The organism is Candidatus Sodalis sp. SoCistrobi (assembly GCF_900143145.1).
Classification (GTDB): domain Bacteria; phylum Pseudomonadota; class Gammaproteobacteria; order Enterobacterales; family Enterobacteriaceae; genus SoCistrobi.
On the sequence record NZ_FRDB01000316.1, the window covers coordinates 1 to 2362 of the forward strand.

At 57.4% G+C, this 2362-nt stretch carries 2 protein-coding genes; both read left to right on the forward strand.

The window, feature by feature from the left end:
* The first annotated feature begins 108 nt into the window (after positions 1-108).
* Complete coding sequence (locus CINSTRO3249_RS15095; protein ID WP_074013831.1) at positions 109-1257, forward strand: MFS transporter; 1149 nt, start codon at positions 109-111, stop codon at positions 1255-1257.
* Between the two features lie 24 nt (positions 1258-1281).
* Positions 1282-2238 (forward strand): hypothetical protein, encoded by a 957-nt coding sequence (locus CINSTRO3249_RS15100; RefSeq protein WP_074013832.1) that lies wholly within the window; start codon positions 1282-1284, stop codon positions 2236-2238.
* Positions 2239-2362: the final 124 nt, after the last annotated feature.

Genomic DNA, 2362 nt, shown 5'->3' on the forward strand with positions numbered 1-2362 from the left:
TCTGCTCGCTGGCCTATCCATCTTGTTGAATACACTAAAATTATTATCGGAATATAGTCTGGAAGAACTTACTCATTTAGCGAGAGTTGCTCTTAAGCCTCCTCCCTGATGTGTAGATACCTATGCCTTTTGCGCGCCGCCCATCCGGTGCGTGTCGCCACTCGCGTGGTGTTTTTTATCGCCGGCTTTGCGATGCCCGCCTGGGCGCCGCTGGTCCCCTTCGCCAAAGCGCGGCTGGCGATTAACGATGCTTCCCTCGGTCTGCTGATGCTGTGTCTGGGCATCGGTTCGCTGCTGGCGATGCCGCTGGCGGCGCCTTGGGCACACCGGCTGGGCTGCAAACGGCCCATCATCGCGGTAGCCTGCGTGCTGGGGGCAACATTGCCGCTGCTGGCATGGCTTGAGAGTATGCCGCTGTTGGCTCTGACGCTGCTGCTGTTCGGCGCGGGGCTGGGGACACTGGATATCACGATGAACATTCAGGCGGTGGCGGTGGAAAAAGCCAGCGGCCGCGCCATGATGTCCGGCTTTCACGGTTTTTTCAGCCTCGGCGGCATTGCCGGCGCCGGTCTGGTCAGCGCGCTGCTGGCCTGCGCGCTAACGCCCCTTGCGAGCGTGCTGGTGATCGTGGCGGTGCTATTGGCGCTACTGGCGCTGGCCGCCGGTCAGCTCCTGACCCAAACGGGCGAGGATCCGAGCGCGCCGCTGTTCGTCCGCCCCCGCGGGCGGGTATTGGCGATCGGTTTGCTGTGTTTCATTCTGTTTTTAACCGAAGGCGCAATGCTGGACTGGAGCGCCCTGTTTCTTACCCATGAACGGGGCATGAGCGGCGCGTCCGGCGGCTTGGGTTACGCTTTGTTCTGCATCAGCATGACCCTCGGCCGGCTTTGTGGCGATAGGCTCATCAATCATATTGGCCGCTTTCGCATGTTGCTCGGCGGCAGCCTGTGCGCCGCGGCGGGCTTATTGCTGGCCATCGCCATCGACGTGCCGGCGGTGACGCTGTTCAGCTTTTTGTTGCTGGGCCTCGGCGCCGCCAATCTGGTGCCGTTGCTGTTCAGCGTCGTGGGCGATCAACGGGATATGCCGCCACATCTGGCGCTGGCGGCGATTTCCGGCGTAGGCTATGCCGGTATCCTTACCGGCCCGGCCCTAATAGGCTTCATCGCCCATTTGACCAGCCTGTATGTCGCTTTTGGCTGTGTAGCAGTATTATTACTGGTGGTCAGCGCCAGCGCGCGCCGCGTGACCCATTAAAGGACAATAACAGCCGGACCCGTTATGCAAATCAAAAAAATCGCGTTAACCTCTACCGCGCTGCTGCGCGGTTTTCTGGTGTTTATCCTGTTGCTGCTCCTGTCGCTGTGGGTGCTGGGTTTTCAGGTTTTCAGTACCTATGTCGTGGAAAAGCAGCATAGCTTGAGCACCATTGCCGGCTCTATGCAAAAACGCATCGACAAATATCGCGTCGCCGCCTATCAGCTCTATGACGCCTCCGGCAAAAACGACGCCCTGGCGCTGCAGCCAAACGGCGCCCAGGAGGTGCGGCTGCGGCCGGACGTCTATTTTATCGACAAGCCACATAAAAAAACCGATGCGATGATTTTCGGCAGTCATGAAAGCGCTACCTATCCCCGTGCGCTGGCGATGTCGCGCTATCTTGATGTGCTGTGGGGGGCGGAGAATAACAACTTTACGCTGTATTACCTTAACGGCAGCGATAACAGCCTGACGCTTATCTCCACGCAGCCGCTGCGCGAGACGAATCCCCGCTTTCGCGACAGCTATATCGGTTTGCTGGTGGATTCACGCCGCAACGAAATGCTGCAACAGGCCAATATTCTGGATGAACGCGAGAGTTTTTCTCCCCTGCGCAAGTATCGGTTTCTTAACGACTATTATTTTACCCAGCGCATGATTTTCAATCAGCCAGGCCACCTGGCAACCATCATTGCCTTTGATTTACCGATAAACGATATTATTCCGCTTAATATGGCGCGCGCCAATTTCGTTCTCAATAGCGCCGCCGAGCTTAACACCACCGACGGCAGCGTGGACGATGACGATCTGGACGGCGCCCAGACGCCGCGCGTCTACAGCCGGATGAACGGCGCCATGCTTGAAATTACCGCGCCGTTATCCAATGCACCGCTGTCGATGACCTACCGGGTATCGCTCATCAGCCTGGCGCTGGACCTGCTGCATAATAATCTGTGGCTGGTGCTCATCGATCTGTGAATCACCCCGGATAAATTAGAGTCTATACTTTAAAAGTGGAGGTCTCTATGACAACGACCAAACGTTACTCTCCGGAAGTCCGTGAACGGGCAGTTAATCTAGTGCTGGAAACTCAGCATGAGCA

Bases quoted from the DNA above. Each gene is read 5' to 3' on its own strand.
- CINSTRO3249_RS15095 (WP_074013831.1), top strand. From the start codon at position 109: ATGTGTAGATACCTATGCCTTTTGCGCGCCGCCCATCCGGTGCGTGTC.
- CINSTRO3249_RS15100 (WP_074013832.1), top strand. From the start codon at position 1,282: ATGCAAATCAAAAAAATCGCGTTAACCTCTACCGCGCTGCTGCGCGGT.